1 protein-coding gene is annotated in these 1,051 nt (G+C 62.1%); it reads right to left on the bottom strand.

Features of this window, described 5'->3' with window-relative positions:
• Positions 1-66: 66 nt before the first annotated feature.
• The gene (locus tag JMF90_RS38205; protein ID WP_201316852.1) at positions 67-849 is read right to left on the bottom strand and encodes an SDR family oxidoreductase; all 783 of its coding nucleotides are present in this window, start codon (positions 847-849) and stop codon (positions 67-69) included.
• Between the last annotated feature and the right edge of the window lie 202 nt (positions 850-1,051).

Genomic DNA, 1,051 nt, shown 5'->3' with positions numbered 1-1,051 from the left:
CAAAAACGGGGGAGTAATCGCTTGTTGCGCTCATTGCAGTCTTCTTTGTTGCTGAATGTCACCCGCTCAGGCGAGGCCGAAGCCGTCGTCCGCGGAGATGATCGAGCCATTGATGAACTGCGACTCGTCGGCCGCGAGCAGCAACAACAGCCCGTCGAGATCCTGCGGCTTGCCGACACGCCGGCGCGGCAGAATCGACTGCAGCTTCTGGCCCTGCTCGGTTTCCCACAGGTAATGATTGATTTCGGTATCGATATAGCCCGGGCAGATCGCGTTCACGTTGATCCCGTGACGGCCCCACTCCAGCGCCATCGCGCGCGTCATCTGCACGACCGCGGCCTTGCTCATCGCGTACAGCCCGATTTGCGGGAACACGCGCAGCCCGGCCACCGACGCGATGTTGATGATCCGGCACGGCGGCTTGCCGCTGCCGCCGCCGTTCGCGCGCATGATCATCCGCTTCGCGACTTCCTGCGCGACGAAAAATGCGCCGCGCGTGTTCGTATCGAACACGAACTCGAAATCCGCCGGCGTCACGTCGACGAGCTTCTGCATCGTCGACACACCCGAATTGTTCACGAGGATATCAATCGTGCCGGCTTCCGTCTCCGCATGCGCGACGGCCGCCTTGATGCTCTGGACATCGGTCACGTCGAGCGACACGACGTGCGCGGCGCCACCCGCCGCCTCGATCTCCGCGCGCAGCTCCTTCAGGCGCTCGACGCGGCGGCTCGCGAGCACGACCTTCGCGCCGGCTTGCGACAGTACCTGCGCAAAACGCTGCCCGAGGCCGCTCGACGCGCCCGTCACCAGCGCAACCTTGCCTTCCAGATTGATCGATCGACCCATTTGACCATCCCCTTTCGATGTCGTTTCGCCGGCCCCGGCGGCACAGCCCGGGCGGCATTACCCTAGCACAAAAAATAGAACGATCGTGCTAATCTACCCGCATGTTGTTGCGGCAAGCGTTTCGTTTCGCAGACAATACGCTCCCGAATAAAAGCATTCTAACGGTTAGAGGAACGCCAATGACCCCCGCAAGCCTCATCGA

It is taken from the genome of Burkholderia sp. E168m23 (assembly GCF_016586125.1).
In the GTDB taxonomy this organism is placed as follows: domain Bacteria; phylum Pseudomonadota; class Gammaproteobacteria; order Burkholderiales; family Burkholderiaceae; genus Burkholderia; species Burkholderia orbicola.
This window is presented reverse-complemented; position numbering and strand designations above follow the sequence as displayed.

Bases quoted from the DNA above. Each gene is read 5' to 3' on its own strand.
- JMF90_RS38205 (WP_201316852.1), bottom strand. From the start codon at position 849: ATGGGTCGATCGATCAATCTGGAAGGCAAGGTTGCGCTGGTGACGGGC.